This window comes from Sphingomonas sp. CV7422 (assembly GCF_027945725.1).
In the GTDB taxonomy this organism is placed as follows: domain Bacteria; phylum Pseudomonadota; class Alphaproteobacteria; order Sphingomonadales; family Sphingomonadaceae; genus Sphingomonas; species Sphingomonas kyungheensis.
The window spans coordinates 3,504,185-3,530,525 of record NZ_CP115900.1 but is presented as its reverse complement, the minus strand read 5'-3'; the positions used below and the strand labels follow the sequence as shown (position 1 = coordinate 3,530,525).

Annotated in this window: 19 protein-coding genes; 7 read left to right on the top strand and 12 right to left on the bottom strand. The window is 70.7% G+C overall.

Annotated elements, in window-relative coordinates:
* Positions 1-6 precede the first annotated feature (6 nt).
* Positions 7-342, bottom strand: coding sequence for a PilZ domain-containing protein (locus PBN85_RS16680; protein ID WP_037535229.1), 336 nt, complete (start codon positions 340-342; stop codon positions 7-9).
* A gap of 213 nt (positions 343-555) precedes the next feature.
* Here PBN85_RS16680 and sucC point away from each other — a divergent pair, with 213 nt between their 5' ends.
* The 3 genes from sucC (at position 556) to PBN85_RS16665 (ending at position 3,639) form a co-directional block, all read left to right on the top strand.
* Positions 556-1,755 (top strand): ADP-forming succinate--CoA ligase subunit beta, encoded by a 1,200-nt coding sequence (gene sucC, locus PBN85_RS16675; RefSeq protein WP_037535228.1) that lies wholly within the window; start codon positions 556-558, stop codon positions 1,753-1,755.
* 211 nt (positions 1,756-1,966) lie between these two features.
* Positions 1,967-2,713: an electron transfer flavoprotein subunit beta/FixA family protein gene (locus PBN85_RS16670; RefSeq protein WP_037535333.1), complete on the top strand. Its 747-nt coding sequence runs from the start codon at positions 1,967-1,969 to the stop codon at positions 2,711-2,713.
* On the top strand, positions 2,710-3,639 hold the full coding sequence (locus PBN85_RS16665) for an electron transfer flavoprotein subunit alpha/FixB family protein (RefSeq protein WP_271299685.1): 930 nt from the start codon (positions 2,710-2,712) through the stop codon (positions 3,637-3,639). The genes PBN85_RS16670 and PBN85_RS16665 overlap by 4 nt, the downstream gene beginning before the upstream one ends.
* Before the next feature lie 346 nt (positions 3,640-3,985).
* Here PBN85_RS16665 and PBN85_RS16660 read toward each other — a convergent pair whose 3' ends face one another.
* The 7 genes from PBN85_RS16660 to PBN85_RS16630 form a co-directional block, all read right to left on the bottom strand.
* Positions 3,986-4,219 (bottom strand): hypothetical protein, encoded by a 234-nt coding sequence (locus tag PBN85_RS16660; protein ID WP_271299684.1) that lies wholly within the window; start codon positions 4,217-4,219, stop codon positions 3,986-3,988.
* Complete coding sequence (locus tag PBN85_RS16655) at positions 4,216-4,992, bottom strand: gamma-glutamyl-gamma-aminobutyrate hydrolase family protein (protein ID WP_271299683.1); 777 nt, start codon at positions 4,990-4,992, stop codon at positions 4,216-4,218. Before PBN85_RS16655 ends, PBN85_RS16660 begins: the two co-directional genes overlap by 4 nt.
* Positions 4,989-5,951: a serine O-acetyltransferase EpsC gene (gene epsC / locus PBN85_RS16650; protein WP_271299682.1), complete on the bottom strand. Its 963-nt coding sequence runs from the start codon at positions 5,949-5,951 to the stop codon at positions 4,989-4,991. Before epsC ends, PBN85_RS16655 begins: the two co-directional genes overlap by 4 nt.
* A gap of 126 nt (positions 5,952-6,077) precedes the next feature.
* Positions 6,078-7,307 carry an MFS transporter gene (locus tag PBN85_RS16645; RefSeq protein WP_271299681.1) on the bottom strand — a complete coding sequence of 410 codons (1,230 nt, stop codon included), beginning with the start codon at positions 7,305-7,307 and terminating at the stop codon, positions 6,078-6,080.
* A complete protein-coding gene (locus tag PBN85_RS16640) occupies positions 7,294-8,496 on the bottom strand; it encodes an MFS transporter (protein WP_271299680.1) in 1,203 nt (400 codons plus the stop codon). The genes PBN85_RS16645 and PBN85_RS16640 overlap by 14 nt, the downstream gene beginning before the upstream one ends.
* Before the next feature lie 613 nt (positions 8,497-9,109).
* A complete protein-coding gene (locus PBN85_RS16635; protein WP_271299679.1) occupies positions 9,110-10,684 on the bottom strand; it encodes a lysine--tRNA ligase in 1,575 nt (524 codons plus the stop codon).
* Between the two features lie 56 nt (positions 10,685-10,740).
* Positions 10,741-11,049, bottom strand: a complete 309-nt coding sequence (locus tag PBN85_RS16630) for a hypothetical protein (RefSeq protein ID WP_037535221.1) — start codon at positions 11,047-11,049, stop codon at positions 10,741-10,743.
* Between the two features lie 95 nt (positions 11,050-11,144).
* Between PBN85_RS16630 and PBN85_RS16625 the strand changes: the two genes are divergently transcribed.
* The 3 genes from PBN85_RS16625 to PBN85_RS16615 all read left to right on the top strand — a co-directional run bounded on the left by PBN85_RS16625 (position 11,145) and on the right by PBN85_RS16615 (position 15,926).
* On the top strand, positions 11,145-13,889 hold the full coding sequence (locus tag PBN85_RS16625) for an ATP-dependent DNA helicase (protein WP_271299678.1): 2,745 nt from the start codon (positions 11,145-11,147) through the stop codon (positions 13,887-13,889).
* Positions 13,886-14,419 carry a SixA phosphatase family protein gene (locus PBN85_RS16620; protein ID WP_037535220.1) on the top strand — a complete coding sequence of 178 codons (534 nt, stop codon included), beginning with the start codon at positions 13,886-13,888 and terminating at the stop codon, positions 14,417-14,419. Before PBN85_RS16625 ends, PBN85_RS16620 begins: the two co-directional genes overlap by 4 nt.
* Positions 14,420-14,864: 445 nt before the next feature.
* Positions 14,865-15,926 (top strand): AI-2E family transporter, encoded by a 1,062-nt coding sequence (locus tag PBN85_RS16615; RefSeq protein ID WP_271299677.1) that lies wholly within the window; start codon positions 14,865-14,867, stop codon positions 15,924-15,926.
* 139 nt (positions 15,927-16,065) lie between these two features.
* On the opposite strand, the gene PBN85_RS16610 is transcribed toward PBN85_RS16615, so the two are convergent.
* Complete coding sequence (locus tag PBN85_RS16610) at positions 16,066-16,584, bottom strand: YceD family protein (RefSeq protein ID WP_037535218.1); 519 nt, start codon at positions 16,582-16,584, stop codon at positions 16,066-16,068.
* Positions 16,581-17,087 (bottom strand): ubiquinol-cytochrome C chaperone family protein, encoded by a 507-nt coding sequence (locus tag PBN85_RS16605; RefSeq protein WP_235199780.1) that lies wholly within the window; start codon positions 17,085-17,087, stop codon positions 16,581-16,583. The genes PBN85_RS16610 and PBN85_RS16605 overlap by 4 nt, the downstream gene beginning before the upstream one ends.
* Positions 17,088-17,209: 122 nt before the next feature.
* Between PBN85_RS16605 and PBN85_RS16600 the strand changes: the two genes are divergently transcribed.
* The gene (locus PBN85_RS16600) at positions 17,210-17,704 is read left to right on the top strand and encodes an outer membrane protein assembly factor BamE (RefSeq protein WP_051583524.1); all 495 of its coding nucleotides are present in this window, start codon (positions 17,210-17,212) and stop codon (positions 17,702-17,704) included.
* Positions 17,705-17,892: 188 nt separating this feature from the next.
* On the opposite strand, the gene pbpC is transcribed toward PBN85_RS16600, so the two are convergent.
* A complete protein-coding gene (gene pbpC / locus PBN85_RS16595) occupies positions 17,893-20,013 on the bottom strand; it encodes a penicillin-binding protein 1C (RefSeq protein ID WP_271299676.1) in 2,121 nt (706 codons plus the stop codon).
* 491 nt (positions 20,014-20,504) lie between these two features.
* A complete protein-coding gene (locus PBN85_RS16590) occupies positions 20,505-26,234 on the bottom strand; it encodes an alpha-2-macroglobulin family protein (protein WP_271300917.1) in 5,730 nt (1,909 codons plus the stop codon).
* Positions 26,235-26,341 lie beyond the last annotated feature (107 nt).

The window sequence follows — 26,341 nt, the reverse complement described above, 5'->3', positions numbered from 1 at the left end:
CGTGCCTTACCGCTGCGACAGCGCGACGATATGGTCGAAGACGGCGGGATGGAGCGGCTTGGCGAAGGCGCAGCCGTATTTGAACTTGTCGCGCCACGCGACCACCGCCTCGAGTCCGGCGAGCCCCGGCAGCGTCAGCCACACGACGGTACCCGGCCAGAGCGTGAAGCTGGTTTCGGCGCGGAAGCCGGACAGCGACAGGTCGGTCACCTCGATCTCGAACCGGGTCTGGCCGCGGTCGCGCAGGTGCGCGCGCATCTTGACCGACTTGCGCAGCGCCTGCCGCGCTTCCTCGGTCGGTTCGACCGCATCATAGGGCGGCGTGAAAGACGGCTGTTCCATGCCGACGACCCTCGCAGGGATTGGTTACTTTTCTGCCAACGCTGCGACGGGCCGGGCACGCCCCCCCCCGCGCACCACCCCATCGTCATGAAGATATTGCGATGCGTTCGCAATAACCGTCCCGCTCCGATGTCGATCCGGGGTGGATTCATCGCGCCGGCTGTGCAAAAGGCCGCAGCAATCTCCTCTTCATAGCATAACGCGAGGCAGGCCATGAACATCCACGAATATCAAGCCAAGGAACTGCTCGCCAAGTTCGGCGTCCCCGTTCCCGCCGGTTTCGCCGCGCTCAGCGTCGACGAAGCCGTTGAAGCGGCGGGCAAGCTTCCCGGGCCGCTCTATGTCGTCAAGGCGCAGATCCACGCTGGTGGCCGTGGCAAGGGCAAGTTCAAGGAACTCGGTCCCGACGCCAAGGGCGGCGTCCGCCTCGCCAAGACCGCCGACGAAGTCCGCGCCGCGGCGAGCGAGATGCTCGGCAACACGCTGGTGACGGTGCAGACCGGTGAAGCCGGCAAGCAGGTCAACCGCCTGTACGTGACCGACGGCGTCGACATCGCCAAGGAATTCTACCTCGCGCTGCTCGTCAATCGCGCCACCGGCCGCGTCTCGATGGTCGCCTCGACCGAGGGCGGCATGGACATCGAGACCGTCGCGCACGACACGCCCGAGAAGATCCATTCGATCGACATCGACGCTGCGACCGGCTTCATGCCGCATCACGGCCGCGCCGTCGCCGCCGCGCTCGAACTGACCGGCGACCTCGCCAAGCAGGCGGCGAACGTCGCGGCGAAGCTGTACGACGCCTTCCTCGGCACCGATGCCGAGCAGATCGAGATCAACCCGCTCGCCGTCACCGAGGACGGCAAGCTGATGGTGCTCGACGCCAAGGTCGGCTTCGACGGCAATGCGATGTTCCGTCACAAGGACCTGATGGAGCTGCGCGACACCACCGAGGAAGACGCGATGGAGCTCGAGGCGTCGAAGTACGACCTCGCCTACATCAAGCTCGACGGCGACATCGGCTGCATGGTCAACGGCGCCGGCCTCGCCATGGCGACGATGGACATCATCAAGCTCAACGGCATGTTCCCGGCCAACTTCCTCGACGTCGGCGGCGGCGCCAACAAGGAGAAGGTGACCGCGGCGTTCAAGATCATCCTCGCCGATCCGGCGGTGAAGGGCATCCTGGTCAACATCTTCGGCGGCATCATGAAGTGCGACATCATCGCCGAGGGCATCGTCGCCGCGGCGAAGGAAGTGAACCTGCAGGTGCCGCTCGTCGTCCGCCTCGAAGGCACCAACGTGCAGGCCGGCAAGGACATCCTCGCCAATTCGGGCCTGGCGATCGTGCCGGCGAACGACCTGGGCGACGCCGCCAAGAAGATCGTCGCCGAGGTGCAGAAGGCGGCGTAAGCCGGCTCCTGCCCCCATGCCGGGGGTGACTCGCTGATTCTTTTCGGGCCCGGGCATCATGTCCGGGCCCGATTCGTTTCCCCTCGTGCGAATGCCGTTACGGCAAGCGGCGTTTCCCGTACCGGACTTGCGAAAGGCGCGCGAAACAGCCATCTCACCCGCCGATACGATGCCGCAACGCCGCGTCGACGGCGCAATCGGAAGGAAGCTGATGAAGGTGCTGGTGCCGGTCAAGCGTGTGCTTGACTATAACGTGAAGCCCCGCGTGAAGGCGGACGGGACGGGCGTCGATCTGGCGAACGTCAAGATGAGCATGAACCCGTTCGACGAGATCGCGGTCGAGGAAGCCATCCGCCTGAAGGACAAGGGCGTGACCGAGATCGTCGTCGTCTCGATCGGCGAACCCAAGGCGCAGGAGACGATCCGCACCGCGCTCGCGATGGGCGCGGATCGCGGCATCCTCGTCACCAGCGACACGAAGGTCGAGCCGCTCGGCGTCGCCAAGATCCTCGCCAAGATCGTCGAGGAGGAACAGCCCAGCCTCGTCATCCTCGGCAAGCAGGCGATCGACGACGACAACAACCAGACCGGCCAGATGCTCGCCGGCCTGCTCGGCTGGGGCCAGGGCACGTTCGCGTCGAAGGTCGAGCTGACCGCCGACGGCGTCACCGTGACGCGCGAGGTCGACGGCGGCCTCGAGACCGACGCCTTCCCGCTGCCCGCGATCGTCACCACCGACCTGCGCCTCAACGAGCCGCGCTATGCCTCGCTGCCCAACATCATGAAGGCCAAGTCCAAGCCGCTCGCGCAGAAGACCGCCGCCGATTACGGCGTCGACGTCACGCCGCGGCTGACCACGCTCAAGGTCGTCGAGCCGGGCAAGCGCCAGGCGGGCGTCAAGGTCGCCGATGTCGACGAACTCGTCATGAAGCTGCACGCGATGGGGATTGCCAAGTGAAGACGCTCGTCTGGGTCGAACATGACGGCAAGGCCGTCAAGGACGCCACGCTCGCCGCGGTCACCGCCGCGTCGAAACTGGGTGAGGTGCATCTGCTCGTCGCCGGCCAGGGCGTCGACGGCGTCGCGCAGGCGGCGGCGAAGATCGCCGGCGTCGGCAAGGTCCACGTCGCCGACGATGCCGCTTATGCGCATGCGCTTGCCGAGAATGTCGCGCCGCTCGTCGTCGCGCTGATGGCCGATCACGACGCCTTCGTCGCGCCGTCGACCACCACCGGCAAGAACGTCGCGCCGCGCGTCGCCGCGCTGCTCGACGTGATGCAGATCAGCGACATCCTCTCGGTCGAGAGCGAGGATACCTTCACCCGCCCGATCTACGCCGGCAATGCGATCGCGACGGTGCAGACGTCGGACGCGAAGAAGGTGATCACCGTCCGCGGCACCGCCTTCGACAAGGCCGCGACCGAGGGCGGCTCGGGCACGATCGAGGCGGTGGCGTCGCAGGGCGACACCGGCAAGTCGCGCTTCGTCGACGCCGAGATCGCCGCCAATGCCCGGCCCGAACTGACCAGCGCCAAGATCATCGTCTCGGGCGGCCGCGCGCTGCAGAGCGGCGAGAACTTCCACGCGCTGATCGAGCCGCTTGCCGACAAGCTCGGTGCGGGCGTCGGCGCGAGCCGCGCGGCGGTGGATGCGGGCTATGTGCCGAACGACTATCAGGTCGGCCAGACCGGCAAGATCGTCGCGCCGGAAGTCTATATCGCGGTCGGCATCTCGGGCGCGATCCAGCACCTTGCCGGGATGAAGGATTCGAAGGTCATCGTCGCGATCAACAAGGACGAGGACGCACCGATCTTCCAGGTCGCGGACGTCGGCCTGGTCGGCGATCTGTTCAAGGTGGTGCCGGAGCTGACCGAAAAGCTGTAATGCACGGGGCGGGCGGCGGCGCCGGAGGGTGCTGCCGCCCGTCTGCCTGCGGGATGGTTCGAGGTGGCCTGCGCCGCGCGGGAGGAATAAAGGCGGCATGACCGGGCGTTGAGGCCGGTCGATGCGCCAGTCCCGCTATAACCCGCCATAGTGCTCTCGCGAAGGCGGGAGCCCAGTGTTCTGTTTCCCACAACTGTTGCTCTGCTTGGCTACTGGATTCCCGCGTTCGCGGGAATACTGTGAGACTGGGCCTCAACCTCGACCAAAAAAAGCGGCCCGACACAGCAATGCCGGACCGCAGTCTACGCCTAGGGAGCTGACCTGGCGTGTCTCGAAAAAGCGGGCGTTAGAGCGCGTTACCCGGAGCCGGGGCAAGCCCGTTGCCATCGACGGCCGTATCGGCCGCGAGTGAATTGCCCGCCGCGCCATCGTCGCCATTGTCGAAGGCGGCATCCCCCTCCTCGTTGAGCGTCAGCGTGTCGGCTGCCGTGTCGTTGTTCGCGGCGTCGGTCTTCGGCGTGCACGCCGCGAGGCTGAGCGCGGCGAGCGCCAGCGCGGGGGCGAGGGTGGTGATCTTCATGCAGTCCTCCGTGGTGAAACCCATGCGTCGTCGCCGCGCAGACCGGCGCCGATCAGCGAAAAGAAGGCGCGGCTCGCGGGCGCATCCGCCGCATCCCATTCGGGATGCCATTGCACGCAGAGCACGTCGGCGCCGCACGGGCGGGCGGAGATCGCCTCGATCAGCCCGTCGTCGGCCGCCACCGCCTCGACGGTCAGTCCGGTGCCGAGCCGGTCGATGCCCTGCTGGTGCACCGAATTGACGCGCACGCGCCGCTGCCCGATGGCATCGGCGAGGCGACCGCAGGCGCGCAGGTCGACGTCATGGCCATGGCGGAACATCGCGTCATAGTCGCCGTCCCAGCCGCCGCGATGATGGCGATCGGGATTCGCCGCGGCGCAGAGCGAGCCGCCGAACAGGACGTTGATCTCCTGCAACCCGCGGCAAATGCCGAACACCGGCTTGCCCGCCTCGATCATCGCGCCGGCGAGGGCGAGCGCGACCTCGTCACGCCCGGCGTCCAGCGTCGCATCGGCGGCGAGCGGCGGCGCACCGTAGCGCGACGGCGCGACATGCGAGCGCGACCCGGTGAGCAACAGTCCGTCGAGCAGCCGGCCCAGCGTCGCCACGTCGACCGCCTCGGGCAGGGCGGGGACGAGCAGCACGGTCGCGTCGGAGACATGCGTCAGCGGCGCGATGAAGCGGCTCGCCACCGCCTGCACCGGCCGGTCCGCGACCTCGTTGCAGCAGAGCACGCCGATCACCGGGCGCGGGGCGGCGGCGCGCGCCATCATGCTTCCGCCGCGACGAGCGTGTCGCGCAGCGCATGGCCCGCGGCGGGCGCGAGCAGCGTCGCCTCGGGCTGGACGACGACGCCGCCCGGCGGCACGTCGCGGAGCAGCCAGACGTTGCCGCCGATCGTCGCGCCGCGGCCGATCGTGACGCGGCCGAGGATCGTCGCGCCGGCATAGATGACGACATCGTCGCCGATGACCGGATGCCGCGCATAGCGATCGCGCGGGCCATGCCGGGCCGCGCCGAGCGGACTGCGGGCGCCGAGCGTGACGTGCTGATAGAGGCGGACGCCGTCGCCGACCACCGCGGTCTCGCCGATGACGACGCCGGTGCCGTGATCGATGAAGAATCGCTCGCCGATCGTCGCGCCGGGATGGATGTCGATCCCGGTGCGTTCGTTGGCGAGTTCGGAGATCAGCCGGGCGACGATCGGCGCGCCGAGCGTGTAGAGCGGGTGCGCGATCCGGTGATGCAGGCTGGCGATCGCGCCGGGATAGCAAACAAGGATCTCGTCGGTGCTCTGCGCCGCCGGATCGCCGAGGAAGGCGGCGTCGACATCGCTGTCGATCAGCCGGCGGATCTCGCCGAGCGACGCGGCGAACAGGCGGACGATGGTCGCGGCCTGATCGGGCGCGAAGGCAGTCTGCGCCTCCGCCTGCCAATAGCCGAGCTCGTGGCCGATCTCCCGCTCCAGCTCGGTGAAGGCGGCGGCGAGCTTGGCGGCGACGAGGCGATCCTCCTCCGCCGGGGCGACCCTCTGCTCGCCGAGCCGGCGCGGATAGAGCGCCCCGGCGAGCAGCAGGACGATCCGCTCGATCGCACCGCGCGACGGGAAGCTGGCGGCGGCGCGCGCCGGGCTCTGCCGCTGCCGCCATGCCGCGCGGGCGCTGCGCAGCGCGTCGACCGCATCGCCGATCGCCGCGCCGGTGGGCGCGGGCAGGGGCGCCGGCTGCGTCACCGCGCGTGCCTGTCTGATCGTTGCGCGGCCTGCTGCGTCATCATCCGACCTCCGAGACGATAGATATCCTATCGGATCAGTAGGAGAATGAAGAAAAGCTTGTCCGCTGGCAAGCGCGGTTCGCGGTCAGGGGGCGACCGGTGCGATCGGCGGTGTCTCGGGATCGGCGAGCGGCGCGATCTGCGCGAGGCGCAGCGCGAGCAGCAACGCCACCACGCCGAGCGCGAGGCAGAAGCCGGCGACGCCGGGCCAGCCGCCCCGCGTCCAGGCGATGCCGCCGGCCGAGCCGAGCACGCTCGAGCCGAGATAGTAGAAGAACAGGTAGAAGGCCGCGCCCTGGCCGCGGTTGCTGCGCGCGCGGCGGCCGACCCAGGCGCTGGCGATCGAATGCGCGCCGAAAAAGCCGATCGTGACCAACGCGATGCCCAGGATCACCAGCAGCAGCGGATGCGCCGCGGTGACGCCGACGCCGGCGAGCAGCAGCACGATCGGCAGCCAGAAGATCCGCCGCCGCCCGACCGATCCGGCGACCGCGCCGAACAATGCCGAGCTTGCCGAGCCGAGGATGTAGAGCAGGAAGACCGCGCCGACCGCGGCCTGGCTGAGGCCGTAGGGCGGCGCGAGCAGGCGGAAGCCGGCATAATTGTAGATGGTGACGAAGATGCCCATCAGCACGAAGGCCTCGGCGTAGAGCAGCGGCAGCGCACGGTCGGCGAACAGCGTCGCGACGCCGGCGAGCGGGCTCGCGCCCGAGCCGGCGACGAAGCGGCGCGACGGCGGCGCGAGCCGGCGGAACGCCTCCGCCATCATCAGCCCGGTCAGCCCGACGCTGCCGAGCGCCCAGCGCCAGTCGGCGACATCGGCGACGAGGCTGGCGACGAGCCGGCCGCCCATGCCGCCGATCGCGCTGCCGGCGATATAGAGGCCCATCGCCGCGCCGACCGAGGCGGCGTCGACCTCTTCGGCGACATAGGCCATCGCCACCGCGGGCACGCCGGCGAGCGCGATCCCGGTTAGCAGCCGTAACGCGAGCAACCCGCTCCAGCCGGGGACCAGCGCCGCAGCGAGCGTCAGCGCGCCGGCGGCGAACATCGCGGCGACCATCAGCGGCCGCCGCCCGATCCGGTCGGACAGAATGCCGGCGAACAGGATGCCGATCGCGAGCGGCCCGGTGGCGAGCGAGACGGCGAGCGACGCCGCTTCGGCGGTGAGATGGTAATCGGCGGCGAACAGCGGCAGCAGCGGCTGCACCGAATAGAGCAGCGAAAAGGTCGAAAAGCCCGCGAACAGCATCGCCAGCGTCAGCCGGCGATAGGCGGGCGTCCCCTTGGCGAGCGGTGCCTCACTGCCGGGCATGGCGCCGCCCGGCGATCGGCATGCCGCGTTCGACCGCCAGCGATACCGCCCAGATCGCCAGGCCGGCGAGCGCGAGACCGCTGCCGACCACGCCCGTCGCGGTCCAGCCATAGCCCGCCGCGATGGCGAGGCCGCCGAGCAACGGGCCGATCGCATTGGCGGTGTTGAACGCCGAATGGTTGAGCGCGGCGGCGAGCGACTGGGCGTCGCCGGCGACGTCCATCAGCCGCGTCTGCAACACCGTGCCGAGCGCGCCGCCGAGGCCGATCGCGAAGACGTCGAGCGTCATAGTCCAGACGTTGGTCGCGGCGAGCGGATACAGCAGCAGCGCCGCCGCCGACCAGAGCAGCAGCGCCCCCGCGGTCGGCATCAGCGCGCGATCGGCGAAGCGCGGCACGACGAGGTTGCCGAGCGTCATGCCGCTGCCGAACACCGCGAGGATCAGCGGCACGCGGCTTGGCGCGAGGCCGGTGACGTCGTTCAGCGTCGCGGCAAGATAGGTATAGACCGCGAACATGCCGCCGAAGCCGATCGCGCCGGTGCCGAGCGTCAGCCACACCTGCGGCCGGCGCAGCGCGTCGAGCTCGCGCAGCGGGCTGGCGCTGCGGTCGGGCGGATCGATCGGCGCGAGCAGCGCGACCAGCGCCGCGGTGAGCAGCGCGAGCCCCGCGACGAGGCCGAACATCCAGCGCCAGCTCGCGATCTGGCCGAGCAGCGTCGCCACCGGCACGCCGACGATCGTCGCGACGGTCAGCCCGAGCATGATCCGCCCGACCGCCTGCGTCCGCCGCCCCGGCGGCACCAGCGACGCGGCGACGAGCGCGGCGATGCCGAAATAGGCGCCGTGCGGCAGGCCGGCGCAGAAGCGGAAGACGAGCATCCAGCCATAGGTCGGTGCGATCGCCGACAGCGCATTGCCGATCGCGAACAGCGTCATCAGTCCGATCAGCAGCGTGTAGCGCGACATCTTGGCCGACAGCACCGCGATCGTCGGCGCACCGACCACCACGCCCAGCGCATAGGCGCTGATGATATGACCGACCGCCGGCGCATCGACGTTGAGCCCGCGTGCCAGATCGGGTTCGAGGCTCATCGCGGCGAATTCGGTCGTGCCGATTGCGAAGCCACCGACGGCGAGCGCGAGATGGACGAGCCCGGGGCGGGTCGCGGCTATGTCTCTGAGGGTCATGAAGCTGCCTTAGCCGCGCTTGCTGCGTTGCAGCAAATGCAACGGACGGCGAGGCGCGGTGGTTCCGGGAGACGGTGCGGGCGGGGTGGTATCGAATCCGGTCACCGGCCGGCGTATCGAGACCTCCGACGGCTCAACCTCCGCTCGACCATCGCGTCACCCGAGTCGTCGGCCGTGACTTCTGCAAAACGCTGCCACCCCGGCGAAGGCCGGGGTCCAGGTGGGAAGGCCGTCGTCCTTCGCCGCAAACCGTCACCCGACTGGACCCCGGCCTCCGCCGGGGTGGTGCGAGAGAGCGATTCGGAGGGATTTCGGCGAGTCTCGCGCGATGATCCGGGCCGATCGTGCCGCGGGACCTACGGCTTTCGCTTCTGCGGAGCGCCAGATGCTGGAGGTAATCCGGCATGACCGCGGACCAGCCGCGACAGAGACGCTCGTCGCCGGAATGGCCGGAAGCATGACACCTCCAATGCTCCCGCGCGGGCGTGAGCCCTGTGGTCTTCGGATCACCGGCGGCGGTTCTGCTTGGCCACTGGATTTCCGCCTGCGCGGGAATATTCATGCAAGGCGTCACGCATAACGCCCGAACGGGATGGCGAAACTGCCTTGCCCCTCACGCCTTCGCCAGCGCCTCCGCGATCAGCCTGCGGCTGTTCTCCACCCCGTACAAGGCGATGAAGCTGCCCATCCGCGGCCCCTGTTCGGAGCCGAGCAGCGTTTCGTACAGCGCCTTGAACCAGTCGCGCAGCGTGTCGAAGCCGGCGGTCTTGCCGATCTCGTAGACGACGTTCTGGATGGCCTCCGCCGAAGCGCCGGCGGGCAGCGCGGCGAGGTCGGCATCGAGCCGGCGCAGCGCGTCGATCTCTACCCCCGCCGGCGCGCGGCGGTGGAGCGTCGGGGCGACGAAATCGCGCGCATAGGCCAGCGCATAGCCGATCAGCCGGTCGAGTTCGGGATCGCGCTCGGGCGTCGCGTCGGGCACGTAGTTGCGCAGATAGCCCCAGACCTGCTCCTGGCTCGCCTCGCCCATCACGCCGACGAGGTTGAGCAGCAGGCCGAAGGTGACCGGCAGCGTCGCCTCCGGCACCTTGCCGTCATGGATATGGTGGACGGGATTGCCGAGCTTCTGCGGCAATTCCTGCGTCGGGTAATTTCCGCGGAACTGCCAGTAATCGTCGACCGCGCGCGGGATCACGCCGAAGTGCAGCGCCTTCGCCTTCTTGGGCTCGCGATAGGCGAAGAAGGCGAGGCTCTCCTCGGGGCCATAGGTCAGCCATTGGTCGAGGCTGAGGCCGTTGCCCTTCGACTTGGAGATCTTCTCGCCCTTCTCGTCGAGGAACATCTCGTAATTGAAGCCCTCGGGCGGGCGGCCGCCGAGCACGCGCGCGATCTTCGAGCTCTGCGTCACCGAATCGATCAGGTCCTTGCCCGCCATCTCGTAATCGACGCCGAGCGCGACCCAGCGCATCGCCCAGTCGACCTTCCATTGCAGCTTGGAGCGGCCGCCGAGCGCGGACTGGACGATCCGCTCGCCGCTGTCGTCGGTGAAGGCGATCGTCCCGGCCTCGGCATCGACCACCTCGACCGGCACCTGCAGGACGATGCCGCTGGTCGGGCTGACCGGCAGCACCGGCGAATAGGTCTCGCGCCGCTCCGCCCGCAGCGTCGGCAGCATCACGTCGAGGATGCCCTGATAATGCTGCAACACGCCCTTGATCGCGTCGTCGAACCGGCCGCCCTCATAATATTCGGTCGAGGAGGCGAAGTCGTAATCGAAGCCGAACCGGTCGAGGAACTGGCGCAGCATGGCGTTGTTGTGAGCGGCGAAGCTGTCGAACTTGCCGAACGGATCGGGAATGCGGGTCAGCGGCTTGCCGAGATGGGCGCGCAGCATGTCGCCGTTGGGGACGTTGTCGGGCACCTTGCGCAGCCCGTCCATATCGTCGCTGAACGCGATCAGCCGCGTCGGCTGGTCGCTGAGCGCATGGAAGGCGTTGCGCACCATCGTCGTGCGCAGCACTTCGTTGAACGTGCCGATATGCGGCAGACCCGAGGGGCCATAGCCGGTCTCGAACAGCACCGGGCCGCCGCCGGGCTTGCCGTCCGGATAGCGTTTGAGCAGCTTGCGCGCCTCTTCGAACGGCCAGGCCTTGGAGTCGAGAGCGGCGGAGCGCAGATCAGTCGTCATGATGCGCGCGGGACTAAGCACCCCGCGCGCTCACGGCAACTCTCTTGAACGGCGGCTCAGCGGCAGCGGTTCTTCGCGGTCACCGTGCGATCGATCGCGCGACCGGCAAAGGCGCCGCCGACCGCGCCGCCGATCGTGCCGAGCGCGCCATGGCCGAGCACCGAATTGCCGAGCAAGGCGCCGCCGACGCCGCCCGCGACGAGCCCGGTCGTCCCGCTCGAATAGCGGCAGCGCTTGACGTGGTGATAGCCGCGCTCGTGCGCATGCCGATAGTGATGGCGCGCCTCCGCCTGGCTGACCGGCAGCGCGAGGCTGGCGGGGAGGGCGAGCGAGACGGCACCGAGGGTGAACAGCAGAGAACGCATGGGACTGATCCTGAGCAAGCGGATGATCCGTGCCGAACGTGCGATCGGCCGCCGGGTTGCACCGCCGCCCGGTTGCCAATCTGTTCCGGTCGGTTATGGCCATCGTCGTGATCCCCTATCCCGCCCTCCACGCCAGCCACGGCGGCATCTGGATCGCGTCCGACGACGGCACGCGGCCGATCGGGCGCGGCGAGGCGATCCGCATCGCCGCGGACACGCCGGTGATCCTGCTCAACGCGCCGCTGATCGGCCAGCGGCTCGGCTATCCCGAGCTGTCGGGGCTCGACCTGCTCGAATTGTTCGCCTTCCTCCATCCGGCGCAATTCGCGGTACCGACGCCGCGCGGCTTCGCCCGCGCCGTCGATCTGTCGCCGCCGGAGACCGACGAGGCGGTCGCCGCCTTCCTGCGTGAGGCGGCGGCGGCGCTGCTCGCGGTGCCGCAGGGCGACTGGGCGGAGCGTGCCGGTGCGTGGACCGCGGCGCAGTCGCTGACCCGGCTGCGCTGGCCATGGGCACCGGCGATCGCGCCGCTGCTCGCCAAGCCGCAGGTCAACGAACGCTGGCTGTTCGCGACCTTGCCCGAATGGGAGGAGCAGGCGCCGCGGCCGGCGCCGCTCACGGTCCAGATACCGGCGGCCGATGCCGAGGCGCGGCTCGCCGCGCTGACCGGCGACGGCGCCGAGGAACGGCTCGGCCAGCGCGCCTTCGCTGCCGCGGCGACCGACGCGTTCAGCCCGCGCGCGATGCGCGACGCGCCCAATCTGGTGCTCGCCGAGGCGGGGACGGGGATCGGCAAGACGTTGGGCTATCTCGCCCCCGCCTCGCTGTGGGCGGAGCGGGCCGGCGGCGCGGTGTGGATCAGCACCTATACCAAGGCGTTGCAACGCCAGCTCGCCAAGGAGACGGAGCGGCTGTTCCCCGACGCCGCGACGCGCCGGCACAAGGTGGTGACGCGTAAGGGGCGGGAGAATTACCTCTGCCTGCTCAATCTCGAGGACGCGTTGCAGGGCGGGTTCGCCGGGCGGGCGGCGATCCTCGCGCAGCTGGTCGCGCGCTGGGCGGCCTATAGCGCCGACGGCGACATGGTCGGCGGCGATCTGCCCGGCTGGCTGCCGACGCTGTTCCGCCGCAACGGCCCGACCGCGCTCACCGATCGCCGCGGCGAGTGCGTCTATGCCGGTTGCCCGCATTACCACAAATGCTTCATCGAGCGCGCCGCGCGCGCCTCGGCGGAGGCGGACGTGGTGATCGCCAACCATGCGCTGGTGATGGTCAATGCCGCTCGCGGCCGCGAGACGACGACGCGACCGACGCGCTACGTCTTCGACGAGGGCCATCATCTGTTCGAGGCGGCGGATTCGATGTTCGCCACCGCGCTGACCGGGCAGGAGACGATCGAGCTGCGCCGCTGGATCCTCGGTCCGGAGAGCGGCGGTCGCGGCCGGCGGCGCGGGTTGCAGGCGCGCCTGTCCGACGTCGCCAGCTATGACGAACAGGGCGGCATCGCCATCCAGGATGCGATCGAGGCGGCACGGCATCTCGCCAGCGACGGTTGGCTCGGCCGGATCAACGAAGGCGCGCCGTTCGGGCCGGTCGAGCATCTGCTCGCCGCGGTGCGCGGGCTGACCTATGCGCGTGCCGAACAGCCGGGGGATGCCGGCTATGGCCTCGAGACCGAACTCGCCGAGCCGACGCCCGAGCTGATCGAGGCGGCGGCGCCCGCCGCGGCGGCGCTCGACGCGCTGGTGCGGCCGCTGGTGACGCTCGGGCGGCGGCTGGAGGCGGTGCTCGCCGAGGCGCCCGACTGGATGGACGCACCCGCCCGCGCCCGCGTCGAGGGGGCGATCGCCTCGATCGGCTGGCGCGCGGAGACGGTGGCGGCGTGGCTGTCGCTGCTCGCGCGGGTCGGCGGCCCGGTCGATCCGGCGCATGTCGACTGGCTGGCGGTCGACCGGATCGAGGGGCGCGAATATGACATCGGCCTGCACCGCCACTGGCTCGATCCGACGCGGCCGTTCGCCGAGATCGTGCTCAAGCCCGCGCACGGGGCGCTCGTCACCTCGGCGACGCTGACCGGCGGCGGCGCCAACGACGCCGACGGCTGGGACATCGCCGAAGCGCGCGTCGGCGCGCCGCATCTCGCCCGTGCGCCCGCCCGCTTCGCGGTGCCGAGCCCGTTCGATTATCCCGCCAATGCCGAGGTGCTGATCGTCACCGACGTCAAGCGCGGCGACCTGCCCGCGCTCGCCAATGCCTATGCGCGGCTGATCGTCGCGGCGGGCGGCGGCACGCTCGGGCTGTTCACCGCGATCCGGCGGCTGCGCGGCGTGCATGGCCGGATCGCCGACCGGCTGGCGCGCGAGGGGCTGCCGCTGCACGCGCAGCACGTCGATCCGATCGACACCGGCACGCTGGTCGACATTTTCCGCGACGATCCGGCGGCGTCGCTGCTCGGCACCGATGCGCTGCGCGACGGCGTCGACGTGCCGGGATCGTCGCTGCGGCTGGTGGTGATGGAGGGCGTGCCCTGGCCCAAGCCGAGCGTGCTGCATGCCGCGCGGCGGCTGGCCGGCGGCGGATCGGCCTATGACGACCGTATCGTGCGGGCGCGGCTGGCGCAGGCGTTCGGCCGGCTGATCCGGCGCGCCGACGATCGCGGCGCGTTCGTGATGCTGTCGGCGGCGATGCCGTCGCGGCTGCTCTCCGCCTTCCCGCCCGGAGTCGGCATCGCGCGGGTAACGCTGGACGAGGCGGTGGCGCGGGTGCAGGCGCGGCTTTCCTTGCCGGGCCGGATCGGGCATGAGGCGGCTCTCGCGAGCCACCACGGAGACGCCGGTTGAAGACGCTGACGCTGCTGCGCCACGCCAAGTCCGGCTGGGACGATACGGTCAGCCGCGATTTCGATCGCCCGCTCAACGCCAAGGGCCGCCGCGCCGCCGAGGCGGTCGGGCGGCACATGCGCAGTCTCGATCTCGGCTTCGATCACGTCGTCGCCTCGCCCGCGGTGCGCGTCGGCGAGACGCTCGACGCGATCGTGGCGGGCTATGGTCGTCGGCTGTCGCCGGTGTGGGAGCGGCGCGTCTATCTCGCCTCCGCCGCGACGTTGCTCGACCTGATCCACGAGCTGCCGGAGGGCGCCGAGCGGGTGCTGCTCGTCGGCCATAATCCGGGGCTGGAGGATCTCGCGCTGATGCTGGTGCCGGCGGCGGCCGATGGCCTGCGCGGCCAGATCGAGGAGAAATATCCGACCGCGACGCTCGCCGAACTGTCGTTCGACGGCGGCTGGCCGTCGCTCGCGCCGGGCGGCGCGACGCTGACCCGCTTCATCCGCCCGCGCGATCTCGACCCGAGCCTCGGCCCGGACGGATAGGGCGCGGGAGGTCCGGTCGTGCGGCCTCGCCTGAGAGGGTGGGGCGAGCCGGGTCTTTGTGAAGACTCATCGGTCATGGAGATGGCGTTCCGACATAGAACAGTTCGGCCGAGACTAGGCCGTTGCTTTGCGCACCACAGCGGACTCGAAGCACGTCCGGGGTAATCGCACAGACGTAGCTACGCGTAGGCATTTGCAGTGCTCCCGCGCAGGCCGGAGCCCAGGTTCCTTGCCGCAAGTCGGTGTTTGGCTTGGCCACTGGATTCCCGCCTGCGCGGGAATACGGTGCTTTGGGCGAGCGACGTGCCCTTGGACGGGGGTAAACCATGTCTCCGATGGCGAGATGCCTCCGGATCAAACAATCGCCCCGGATCAAGCCGGGACGGACCCGAAACGGCCCTGACGGGTTCTTGCCCCGTCCGCAGGGGCGAACCGGGGGAATGACGTGATCGACAGACGAAAGCTCGAATCGGGCGGGCTCATCCTGTTCCTGGTGCTGATCAGCGCCGGCCTGCTGCTCGTCGTCTCGTCGTTCGTCGCCGCGCTGCTGTGGAGCCTGCTCGCGGCGATCCTGTTCCAGTCGCTGTTCCACTGGCTGCTCGGCAAATGGCCGGGGCGGCGCAATGCGGCGGCGGCGGCGACGCTGCTCATCATCCTCGTCGCGGTGATCATCCCGGCGCTGGCGATCACCGGCATGGTCGTCGACCAGTCGGCCGGCGTCTATGCCAGGGTGCAGAGCGGCCAGATCGATTTCGCCCGCTATTTCGCGCAGGTGCACGACGCCCTGCCGCAATGGGTGCAGCATCCGCTCGACCGCGCCGGGCTGGGCAGTTTCGACACCGCGCAGGCGCGGATCGTGCAGGGGTTGCGCAGCAGCTTCCAGTCGATCGCGGCGCAGGCGCTGTCGATCGGGCGCAACGCCGCGGCGTTCCTGCTCGCCTTCGGCGTCGGCCTCTACGTCACCTTCTTCCTGCTGCGCGACGGCGACCGGCTCGGGCCGGCGGTGCGTGCCGCCTTGCCGCTCGAACGGGCGGTCGCCGACCGGCTGATCGACAAGTTCGTCGCGGTGGTGCGCGCGACGATCAAGGGATCGGTGGTGGTGGCGCTGGTGCAGGGCGCGCTGGGGGCGATCACCTTCTGGATCGTCGGCCTGCCCGCGGCGCTGCTCTGGGGCCTGCTGATGGCGCTCGCCGCGTTGCTGCCGGCGATCGGGCCGGCGCTGATCTGGGTGCCGGTCGCCATCTATCTGCTCGCCACCGGTGCGGTGTGGCAGGGCGTGGTCGTCGTCGTGTCCGGCGTCGCGGTGATCGGGCTCGCCGACAATATCCTGCGGCCGATCCTGGTCGGGCGCGATACCGGCATCCCCGACTGGCTGGTGCTGGTGACGACGCTGGGCGGGATCGAGGTGGCGGGGATCAGCGGCATCGTCGTCGGCCCGCTGGTCGCGGCGCTGTTCATCACGGGCTGGCAGATCCTGGCCGAGCAGCGGCAGGGCCGGGAGGCGTGAGGGGGTAACGGTCAGGCCCTGGCCGCCCTTCGTCATGCCGACGAAAGTCGGCATCCGGGGATACGAGGCGCCAACGACCCGCGCCACGTCGACGTCCCGTGTCCACGAGTCCCGGCGTTCGCCGGGATGACGAGTTGGGCTATTCCTTCCCCAGCAACGACTTCAGCCCCTGCAGCGGACTATACGGCCGGTGTTCCTCCTCGCGGATCACGCCGGCCTCGCGCAATGCCGCCTCCGCCTCCGGGCTGCGCGGGAAGGGATCGAGCGCGAGTGCCATCGTCTCCGCCGCCGCCTCGCCGAGATCGACCGCGCCGCCCTCGATCTCGACCGTGTCGAGCGCGTCCGCGTCGAGCTCGACCTCCTCCTGCTCGCCGAGCGTCTCGACGAACAGCAGCGCGACCGGTTCGTCGATCGTCGCGTCGAGCGGTACGTCGGTGACCGAGCACGCCTGCACCACCGCGCCGGTGACGCGGCCGCGCACCACGATTCCCGCCGCCTCGCGCCGGATCGTCAGCTCCGCTTCGAGCCGCTCGACCGAGCGCACGCCGAAGCGTCTGGCGAGCGCGGCGCGCTCGGCCGGGTCGGCGGCGATGGTGATCGTCCGCTCGCCGGCGCCGATCGCGTCGAGACGTTCGGGGCGGCTGAATTCGGGAGTCATGGCAGGTCTCCGGCGGCAAGCGCATCGAGCGGGGTGGCGGCGAGCGCGGCGTACAGCGCGGTGAGCTGCGCCGCGACATGCGCCAGCGCGGCGGGCGCGGGTGCCTCGCCGCGGTAGAGGTTGCGGACCAGCGCCGGCCCGAGGTCGCCCGCGGCGAGACCGTCGCGATAGGCGCCGAGCCGGCCGCCGAGCATGCTCATCATCTTGCCGATATGCTTGCCGACGACGATGTCGCCGATCCCCATCTGGCGCAGCTGGCCGTCCATATCCTCGACGAATCGTTCGGTGAGATGCGCCGACAGCGGCGCGGCGGCGGCATCGCCTTCGAGGCGGAGCAACACCATCGCCAGCACCGCGGCGATCATGTCGAACCGCCCGTCGACCGTGTCCGGCACGCCGCCCGCGAGATACCAATGATCCTCGCGCCCGCGCCGCACCACCGCGGTGTAGAGCGGCAGCGCCTCGTCATGCCGCTCGCCGAACAATCGTCCCCACCAGCCCAAAATACCATCCTCACCTGTTGCGCCGACATGGCCCCGGCGCTTGAAGCCCGCCCGAGCTTCGCATATCGAGGCGATCGGCAGGCGATGCAATCATATGCGCGGCGCTGCCGCTGGAGATAGTGATGAGCGTATCCTTGGCCCGTATCGGCCTTCTCGCCGGCCTCGGGCTGACCGTCGCCGCTGGCGGCTGCGCGCCGCTGCGGTCGCATCAGGGCTATATCATCGACGCCGATCTGGTGAATTCGGTGCAGCCGGGCGTCGACAACCGCCAGTCGGTGGCGAGCACGCTGGGCCAGCCGACGATCGCCAGCCAGTTCGCGCCGCAGGACTGGTATTATGTCGCGCGCGACAGCCGTAACCTCAACTTCCAGAAGCCGAAGCCGAAGGACCAGATCGCGCTCAAGATCAGCTTCGACGCGAAGGGCACGGTGACCTCGGTGACGCGCACGGGCGTCGACCAGATCGCCAGCATCGATCCCTATGGCAAGACCACGCCGACGCTGGGTCGCAAGCGCGGCTTCTTCGAGGATCTGTTCGGCAACATCGGCACGGTCGGCGCGGCGGGTGCGGGCGGCGGCGCGGGCCGCGGCACCGGCGGCGGTCGCGACACGCCATAAGCTCCGGCGGCGCGACGAGCGTCCGTCCCAGCACGTTGGCCGCGCCGCCTGCTACGCATCGGCGCGACCGTGCCGTGCTTGGACCGGCACTGATCCCGAAAGGGGAAAGGGATCAGTGGCGGGTAACGCGCCGCCGCCCGAATGGTTCGCCGATCCGGGCCTAATCCGACGGAATTTTGTGATCCCGGTCAGCGGACGGTGAACACCACCTGATCGACCACCTTGCCGGCGGGATCGACGAGGCGCAGGCGGTGCTGGCCCGGGCCGGGCAGGATCATCGGCGCATGATCGGCCGGGCCGAGATCGCGCCGGTCGAGCAGCAGGCGATGCGCCATCGCCGCGCCGCTGATCGCGATGCCGAGCCGCTGCCGGTCGATCGGAATGTCCGGGTCGAGCGCATAGACGCTGCCGGAGACCGGATTGGTGATCCGCGGCCGGCGCGCCGCGGCAGGGACGCTGGCGATACGCGTTTGTGCCGTGCCGGCGATAAAATAGTCGCGGCGCGGTTCCTCGATCCCGTCGGCGAAGGCGACGCGGGTCGCGACGATGCCGGCCGGCGCGGCGGGTTCGCGGCTCGGCAAGCGCGCGTGCAGCGCCATCATCACGTCGCGCCACACCGGCGCCGCGCCGCTGGTGCCGGAGACGGCGCGCATCGGATCGCCCTCGGCATTGCCGACCCAGACCGCGACGGTGAAGCGGTCGGAAAAGCCGACGCACCAATTGTCGCGCATCGCCTTCGACGTGCCCGTCTTCACCGCCGCCCAGAAGGGCAGGCGCAGCGCCGAATCGAGCCCGAAGGTGGCGGCGCGCGCATTGGGATCGGCGATGACGTCGTCGACGATCCACGCCGCCGCCGGGCTGACGATGGCGCGCGGCGGCGTCGCGGGCTGATCGCGGGTCAGCCGCAGCGGGCTCCAGCGGCCATGGTTGGCGAGCGCGCGATAGGCGGCGGCCTGTTCGAGCAGCGTCACCTCCGCCGATCCCAGCGCCAGCGAGAAGCCGTAATAGGCGCCGTCCTCGACCAGCCCGCGATAGCCGAGGTCCCACAGCCGGTCGCGGAACGGTTCGACGCCGACGAGCAGCAGCGTGCGCACCGCCGGCACGTTGAGCGAACCGGCGAGCGCGGTGCGCGCCGACACCGGCCCCTTGAAGCCGCGATCGTAATTCTGCGGCACGTACAGGCCGGAGGCGGTGTCGAGCTGCACCGGCGAATCGTCGAGGATCGAGGCGGCGGTGAGATATCTGCGCTCGATCGCCTGCGCGTAGAGGAAGGGCTTGAGCGTCGATCCCGCCTGCCGATAGGCATTGGCATTGTCGACCGCCGGCGCGGTCGAGGCGCCGCCGATGCCGCCGACATAGGCGAGCACCGCGCCGCTGGCATTGTCGACCACCACCACCGCCCCATCGCGCGCGCGGGTGCCGCCCAGCCCGAGCAACTGCCGGCGCAGCGCCGCGGCGGCAAGCCGCTGGATATCCGCATCGAGCGTCGTGGTGATGCGCAGCCCGGGCCTGACCAGCAGCCGGTCGGCGAGGTGCGGCGCGAGGCCGGGATCGAGCGCGAGGCTGCGCGCCGGGCCGAGCATCGCCGCGGCGGCGGCGGGGAAGCGCGTACAGTCGCCGGGGCCGGCGAGCGCGCAGGCGCGGCGGGCGATCGTGAGCGCGTCGGCACCCGGATCGGGGAGCAGGGCGGCGAGCAGCAGGCCGTCGTCGCGGTTCAGGCTCGCGGGGGTCTTGCCGAACAGGCCGAGCGCGGCGGCGCCGATCCCCTGCGCCTCGCCCCGATAGCCGACGAGATTGAGATAGGCTTCGAGGATCTGGTCCTTGCTCCACCGCGCCTCGAGCGCGCGCGCGGCGCGCAGCTGGCGGAGCTTGTCGCGCCAGCCGCGCGCGCCGGGTCGGGCGAGCGCGGGCGAGAGGAAGGCGGCGAGCTGCATCGAGAGCGTCGAGGCACCGCGAGCCTTGCGTTGCTCGATCCGGTCACGCGCCGCGGCGCCGAGCGCCAGCCAGTCGACGCCGGCATGATCGCGGAAGCGATGATCCTCCGCCGCGACGATCGCCTCGCGCGCCGCGGGCGAGACGGCGGCGAGCGGCGTCCAGGCGAGCCGGCGCACGGCGAAATCGACGCGGGCGCTGTCGATCAGCCGGCCGTGGCGATCGTATAGCCAGGCTTCGGAGGGCCGCCAGTGCGCGCGGACCTGTTGGTAGGTAGGGAGCAGCGGGGGGAGCGTCGCGTAATCGAGCGCACCGCCGGTGACGGCGACAAGGGCGACGCCGGCCATGATGCGGCGGGGGGTTATCGCGGGTGCCATGCGCGGCGTACCGGTGGGTGCGGTCGGCGGTGGGCGGCTTGAAGCCGGCGGGGCCTGGTGCGATGCAGAGGTTCGGTGACGCCCGCGAGGCTCCCGTGACCGTGCGCCGACCTTAGCGATCGCCGCAATGCTCCTGCGGAAGCAGGAGCCCAGAGCGGCAGGGGCCACAGGCCATCGTGTCGCCCAGCCGTCCACAACCGGCTTTGACGACATCTGCAAGGAACCCCCATCGTCATGCCGGACTCGTTGCGGCATCCACCGATCCGCAAAGGATCCGAACCACCCCGGCGAAGGCCGGGGGCCAGTTGGACGACCGTCGTGACTTCGTGCGAGACCTCATCGAACGGGACCCCGGCCTTCGCCGGGGTGGGATGAAAAGCGGTGCGTCTTCGCAACGGTATCGGCTACGTCGAAGACGACGGCAAAGGGGAGGCGGCATCCACACGGACGCTTTGTCACGCCAGCCCCGCCACCCACCTCGCCGTCCCGCCTCACCGCTGCACCACCGTCACCGGCGCATTCGGCAGTTGCGCGCGGATCGCGGGGGAATACATCGCCTCGACGCGGGTCGGCGGCAGGCTGAAGCGCCCGGCGCCGTTGAGCCGCAGCGCATAGCTCACCGTGAACCGGCCGCGCGGCACCCAGGCGAAGAAGCCGCGCCAGTTGTCGTTGCCGCGCTCGACATAGGCGGGGCGCACCCCCGCGTCGCTGCCGCCCTCGCCCAGCAGCTGCGACTGATTGGCGAGATCGCCGATGATCGTCGCGCCGGCGGGGATCGGATCGTTGACCACCACCCAGTTGCGCTCGGCGCTGGCATCGACGGTGATCGTCACGCGCAGCACGTCGCCGCGGGTCAGTTGCCCCCTGGTGCGGACCTGCACCGGCGTCACCGTGCGGCTGGCGCGATAGCCGGCGGAGAGCGGCGCGGTCAGCGGCACCGCGGCGCGCACCGACACGGTCGCCCACGGCCCGGCACCGCCGCTCTGGCGGAGCAGCAGCGGGGTGGTCGTCGCGGGGAGCGGCAGACTGACGGCGCGCGCCTCGGCGGCGAGCGGCCAGGTGCGGCTGACAATGGTGGCGCCGAGCTGGAGGCTGGTGGTGCCGGCGATCGCCTGCGCCGGATAGAGGCCGGCGAACTTGCGCACCGCCATCGCGCCCCAGGCATTGGCGGTGGTCGTGTCCCAATGGCCGCGCGCCTGGCGCAGCGCGACGCCGACCATCATCTTCGCCGCCTCGTCCTGCCAGCCGGGGCGGCCGAGCGTGACGAGCAGCGCCTTGATCGACGCCTCGTCGCCCGACGACATCAGCCACCAGGGCGAGGCGGCCGCATCGCTGAGGTCGAGCCGGGTGCCGTCATAGACCAGCCGGCTGCGCAGCACGCCTTCCGCCTGTGCGCGCAGCGCCGCGGCATTGGCGAGCGGCACGCGATCGAGCGCGGCGATATAATCGGCGAGCAACGCGGTCGGCATATCCTGCGCGGGCAGGCCGATCTGGCCGAGCATCGCCGGCGTCGCCGCACCGGCGCGGGCGAGCGCAGCGAAGGCGGCGAGCTTCTGCTGACGGGGATCGCCGTAGCTTTCATGGCGGACGCGGCCGTCGAGCACCGCCTTCAGCCCCTCGATCATCCGCGCGCGCGGCGCCGGCGGCAGCGGCAGGCCCGCCTCGCTGGTCAGCGACAGCACATAAGCGGTGAGCGCCTCCGACCCGTCGAGCGTCTCGCGTGGCCAGTAGCGCAGCAGCCCGTCCGATGCCTGATAGGTCGGGATCGCCCCCGCCAGCGCCGCCCAGCGGCGCGTGTCGCCGAGCGCGACGATGCGGCTCAATTGCTGCTCGAAGCAATTGTACGGATAATCGGTCATATAGCGCTGCACGCCGGCGAGCGGCGGCGCCAGCGTGTCGGTCAGTTGCACGTCGACCGAGCCGCGGCCGGGCAGCGCGCCGGCCGGCGGCGCGATCGGCAGCGTCGTGTCGCCGACACGGGTCAGCGCCGCCGCCCAGGTCTCGACCGGCACCGCGGGCACGACCTCCTGCGTTGCGGTGAGGCGATCGGTCGCCTTGCCGTCCCGGCTGCGCGCGGTGACCTGCCAGCGCAGCGTTCCGGCGGCGGGCGGCGCGGTGAGGTTCCACGCCACCGGCACCGCGCCGCCCGCCGGGATCGTGACGGTAAGCGGCCGGCCCTGTGCGATGCGCGGCAGCAGATCGACCGTGGCGGTGACGGTCATCGGCCGGTCGCTGCCGTTGCGCAGCGTGAAGCCCGCCGCATAGACATCGCCGCTGCGCACCAGCGGCGGCAGGCCGGCATAGACCGACAGATCCTGCGCGGTGCGGATCGCGGTGCTGCCGGTGCCGAACAGGCCGTCGCCTTCGGTGGCGATCGCGACCAGCTTGAACGAGGAGAGCGCGTCCGACAGCGGCACCGACAGCCGCGCCCGTCCCGCCGCATCGAGCGCGACATGGCCGCGCCACAGCAGCACCGGCTTGAAATTCTCGCGGTTGATCGCCGCGGCATCGCCGCCGCCACCGCCGCCGGCCTCCACCGCCTTGCGACCATAATGCCGCTTGCCGACCACCTGCATCTGCGCGGTCGCGGTGAGCACCGACAGCGGGCGATCGCCCATCATCGCGGTGAGCACGTCCCAGCTGTCGTTGGGTGCGAGCTGGAGCAGCGCCTCGTCGACCGCGACGAAGGCGACGTCGGCACCGGCCGCGGCGCTGCCGTCGGGGCGGCGGACCTGCAGCGCGACCTGGGCGGTGCCGCGGGGTGCGAAGCGGTCGTGATCCGCCTGCACCGCGACCGCAAGCCGATGCCCCTCCCAGCCGACCTTCACCCGGGCGATGCCGAGCCGGTAGGCGGGCTTGGAGAGATCGACCAAAGCGGTCGGCGCCGGCGCGGGCTCGGCCTTGACCAGCCCGAGCGCGGTGCCGATGCCGCGCAACCAGCTCGTCCAGCCGCTTTCGATCCGCCCGCGCACCGCCAGCACCGAGACGTAGATGTCGGGCGCATAGCTGCCCGGCATCGGCACCTCGACGACGGGATCGGTGCCGCTCAATTCGGTGACGAAGCTCGACAGCACGCCTTCGCGCTCGACGGTGACGAGCGCGGTGGCGCTGCGGAACGGCATGCGTACCTGGAAGCGCGCGGTCTCGCCCGCCTGATAGGTGGTTCGTTCGGGGACGACGTCCATCCGGTCGCCATTGTCGCCGCCGAACCACCAGGCGTCGTCGCCCGCCAGCCACACCGATCGCACCGCGCGCGCGACATTGCCGTCGGCATCGGTGGTGGTGGCGACGACATAGACCTCTCCCGACACCCCGGCCGCGACGCTGCATTGCGCCAGCCCCTGCGCATCGCTGGTCGCGGTGCAGGTGGCGGCGAGGCGCGACGTGCGCATCTGATTGTCATAGGCGTAGAAGCCGCCGATCAGCCGCCGTCGCGCGGTGAGGATCTGGCGGCTGTAGAGCGCGACGCTGATCTTCTGATCGGCGAGCGGCTTGCCCGCGGTGTCGAGCGCGACGAAGCGCAGCCGCAGATCGTCCTGCTTCATCAGCCAGCCGTCGGTCTTCACCCCCAGCTGCACCGCCGAGGGGTAGATCGGCACCGTGCGGCTGGCGGTGAGCATCTCGCCATTGGCGTCCTGATAGTCCATCTCGACGCGCATGTCGGCAAGCCCGTCGAGCGCCGGAACGTCGACGCTGGTGCGCGCGGTGCCGTCCGCGCCGAGCGTGACGGGGAGCGTCTGCGTCGGCGGCAGCGGCGTCGGCTGGTCGTCGCCATCGCCGTTGAGCGGCTTGACGCCCTCCTCGACGCGGGCGCCGCCGAAGGTGAAGCCGTCATAGCCCTCCGGCGCGGCGGCGCGCGCGAACCAGCCGACGCGCACGTCGACCGGCAGATGGCCCGCGCCGCCGCCCGACAGATAGCCGACATAGAGATCGAGCGGCAGCGACCGGGGTCGCACCGCCGCGGTCCTGGGGCCGGCGACGCTCGCGCGCATCGTCGGCAATTTGTATTCGTCGACCTTGAACGACTGGTCGGTGTAGGTGACGTCGTCGCCGCGGACGATGCGCAGGTCGTAATCGCCCATCGGCGCGCCCTGCGGTGCGGTCCAGCTCGTCTCGCCATTGCCGTGCGCGTCGATCGTCAGCGGCAGGTCGAACGCCGTGTCCGATCCGCGGTGCGACAGGCGCAATGTGCCGGTGAAGCCGGCGGGGATCGCGAAGCCGGCGCCGCTCGCGCGGCGGACGATATGCTTCATGTGGATCGTCTCGCCCTGGCGGACAAGCGCGCGGTCGAACACGGTGTGGCAGGTGTCGGCGGGGGCCGAATAGCCATAGGGCAGTTCGAAATCGAACGGGCGGATGCCCTCGCTCCAGCTGGTCAGCGCGAAGCTGTAATCGTCACCGGCGCGCGCCGACACCATCAGCGGATGCGACGCGCTGCCGGCGTCGCAACTACCATAGGTCTCCGGCTGCGGCAGGCCGGCGGGGATCATCACGCCGCCGCTGCGATCGGTCGCACCGCGCGCGAGCGCGCGGCCGGTGCAGCTGTCGCTGATCTGCACGGTCGCGTCGGCGACCGGCTTGCCGGTATCGAGCGCGGTCACCCAGACGAGGCTGCGCTCGCGCCCCCATTTGAAATGAACCGCCATGTTGGTGACGAGCGCGGCGCTGGCGACATAGCGCGGCGCGTTGCGGCCGAGCAGCGACCGGCCGAGCGCGGGGCTGGCGAGTTCGACGACGTAGAAGCCGGGCTTGCCGAGCGGGATGCCGACGACCTCGAAATCGCGCCCCTTGCCGGGAAGGCCGAGCCGCAGGCCCGCGCCCTGATCGCCGAGGATCGAGCGGTCACCGGTATGGTTGATCCGCCGCACCACCTCGTCGCCGCGCTTCACCTCCTCGATGTTGGTGTCCGCCGCGGCATCGACGGTGCGCAGCCACTCGGCGACGGCGCCGTCCGAATCGGCGACCTTGAGCGTGCGGCCGCCGATCACGAGGTTGCGGCCCTGCAGATCGGGTTCGACGTTGCGGACGGTGACGGGCAGCACGCCGCCCTGCCGGGCTTCGAGGATGCCGAAGCCGGCGGCGAATTTGACCAGCGGCGGCGCGGCGTCGAAGCGGACGTCGAGCGGGAAGCGTTCGGCATTGGTCAGCGCGCGCCCGCTTTCGTCGGTCAGGCCGGCGGGCAGGCTGAGCTTCACCAAGCTGTCATGGGGCAGCGGCGCCTTGAAGCTGACATCCGAGATGGTCGCCGTCTTGCGCTCGTCGTCGGTGAAGGTCGGCGCTATCTGCCTGCCGTCGGCGAGCGTCAGCCGGATCGCCGCCGCCTGGCGCATCGCGACCGGCGCGGTGAAGCGGACATAGGCAGGCTGGACCGGGCTGCACCCCGCCTGCGGGTTGGTGCGGCTGCATTCGAACCGCGCGGCGAACGGCTTGCGGACGCTATAGTCGAACCGTTGGTCGCTGCCGGCGAGTTTGCCCGATGCGGAGGCGATGCCCTTCGGCCAGACCAGCGCGACGTCGCGGCCGGGCGGCAGCGACCGACGGCATTTCAGCGCGGTGACATTGGCGTAGAGCGCCTGCCGGTCGGCGGGCGTGGCGGGGATCGCTTCGGGCAGACCGGCGTCCGCCAGGAAATTGCGCACCGACCATGGCTGCGTGCCGAGCGCGCCGAGCAGCGTCGCTGGCACGTCGCGGCCCAGCACGTCGACCGGGATCTTTTCGCCGAGCCCGTCGACCGCGCAATAGGCGTTGGCGGCAACCGAGGCGCGTGTCGGCGCGACGGGCGCGGCGACGAGGAAGACCTGATCCTCCTCGATCGTGTCGTCGTCGCCCGCCGGCAGCACCGCGATCGCGCGCGGGCCGCCCGCCGCGACGGTGAAGCGGCTGCGGCCCTTGAGGTCGTAGCCGGCGACGCTGCGCACGTGCTTGGCGGCCTCGAACGCGCATTGCGTCTCGCCGGCGAGCGGCGCGGCGAAGTCGAACACCCAGGTCTGCGGATCGACCCAGCGCCCGGTGCCGGCGCAGGCGGTGGTGAAGGGGGCCGCGGCGCGCGGATCGCCGAGCGGCACCATCGGCTGGTTGAAGCGGATCGTATAGCGTTCGACCGCGCCGCCCTGGCCGCCGCTCCCGGGCTGGGCGAGCACCACCTGCGCACTGTTGTCGCCGAACGCCGCCACCGGCGCGAGCGCCAATGCCAGCACCGCCCACCGCATCGCCCCGCGCATCCGCCGCCCCCGAGTCTGCCCGGTCGGCACGATAGGTCCCGCGGGGGTGCGATTCCAGTGGGCGCGGCGCGGCCGGCAAAACCAGCGAAGGCCCCGTCACCGGTGGG

What these genes read in the sequence shown, in the direction of transcription:
- PBN85_RS16680 (WP_037535229.1), bottom strand. Translation starts at nt 342, where the DNA reads ATGGAACAGCCGTCTTTCACGCCGCCCTATGATGCGGTCGAACCGACC.
- sucC (WP_037535228.1), top strand. Translation starts at nt 556, where the DNA reads ATGAACATCCACGAATATCAAGCCAAGGAACTGCTCGCCAAGTTCGGC.
- PBN85_RS16670 (WP_037535333.1), top strand. Translation starts at nt 1,967, where the DNA reads ATGAAGGTGCTGGTGCCGGTCAAGCGTGTGCTTGACTATAACGTGAAG.
- PBN85_RS16660 (WP_271299684.1), bottom strand. Translation starts at nt 4,219, where the DNA reads ATGAAGATCACCACCCTCGCCCCCGCGCTGGCGCTCGCCGCGCTCAGC.
- PBN85_RS16655 (WP_271299683.1), bottom strand. Translation starts at nt 4,992, where the DNA reads ATGATGGCGCGCGCCGCCGCCCCGCGCCCGGTGATCGGCGTGCTCTGC.
- PBN85_RS16645 (WP_271299681.1), bottom strand. Translation starts at nt 7,307, where the DNA reads ATGCCCGGCAGTGAGGCACCGCTCGCCAAGGGGACGCCCGCCTATCGC.
- PBN85_RS16640 (WP_271299680.1), bottom strand. Translation starts at nt 8,496, where the DNA reads ATGACCCTCAGAGACATAGCCGCGACCCGCCCCGGGCTCGTCCATCTC.
- PBN85_RS16635 (WP_271299679.1), bottom strand. Translation starts at nt 10,684, where the DNA reads ATGACGACTGATCTGCGCTCCGCCGCTCTCGACTCCAAGGCCTGGCCG.
- PBN85_RS16630 (WP_037535221.1), bottom strand. Translation starts at nt 11,049, where the DNA reads ATGCGTTCTCTGCTGTTCACCCTCGGTGCCGTCTCGCTCGCCCTCCCC.
- PBN85_RS16625 (WP_271299678.1), top strand. Translation starts at nt 11,145, where the DNA reads ATGGCCATCGTCGTGATCCCCTATCCCGCCCTCCACGCCAGCCACGGC.
- PBN85_RS16610 (WP_037535218.1), bottom strand. Translation starts at nt 16,584, where the DNA reads ATGACTCCCGAATTCAGCCGCCCCGAACGTCTCGACGCGATCGGCGCC.
- PBN85_RS16600 (WP_051583524.1), top strand. Translation starts at nt 17,210, where the DNA reads ATGAGCGTATCCTTGGCCCGTATCGGCCTTCTCGCCGGCCTCGGGCTG.
- pbpC (WP_271299676.1), bottom strand. Translation starts at nt 20,013, where the DNA reads ATGGCACCCGCGATAACCCCCCGCCGCATCATGGCCGGCGTCGCCCTT.
- PBN85_RS16590 (WP_271300917.1), bottom strand. Translation starts at nt 26,234, where the DNA reads ATGCGCGGGGCGATGCGGTGGGCGGTGCTGGCATTGGCGCTCGCGCCG.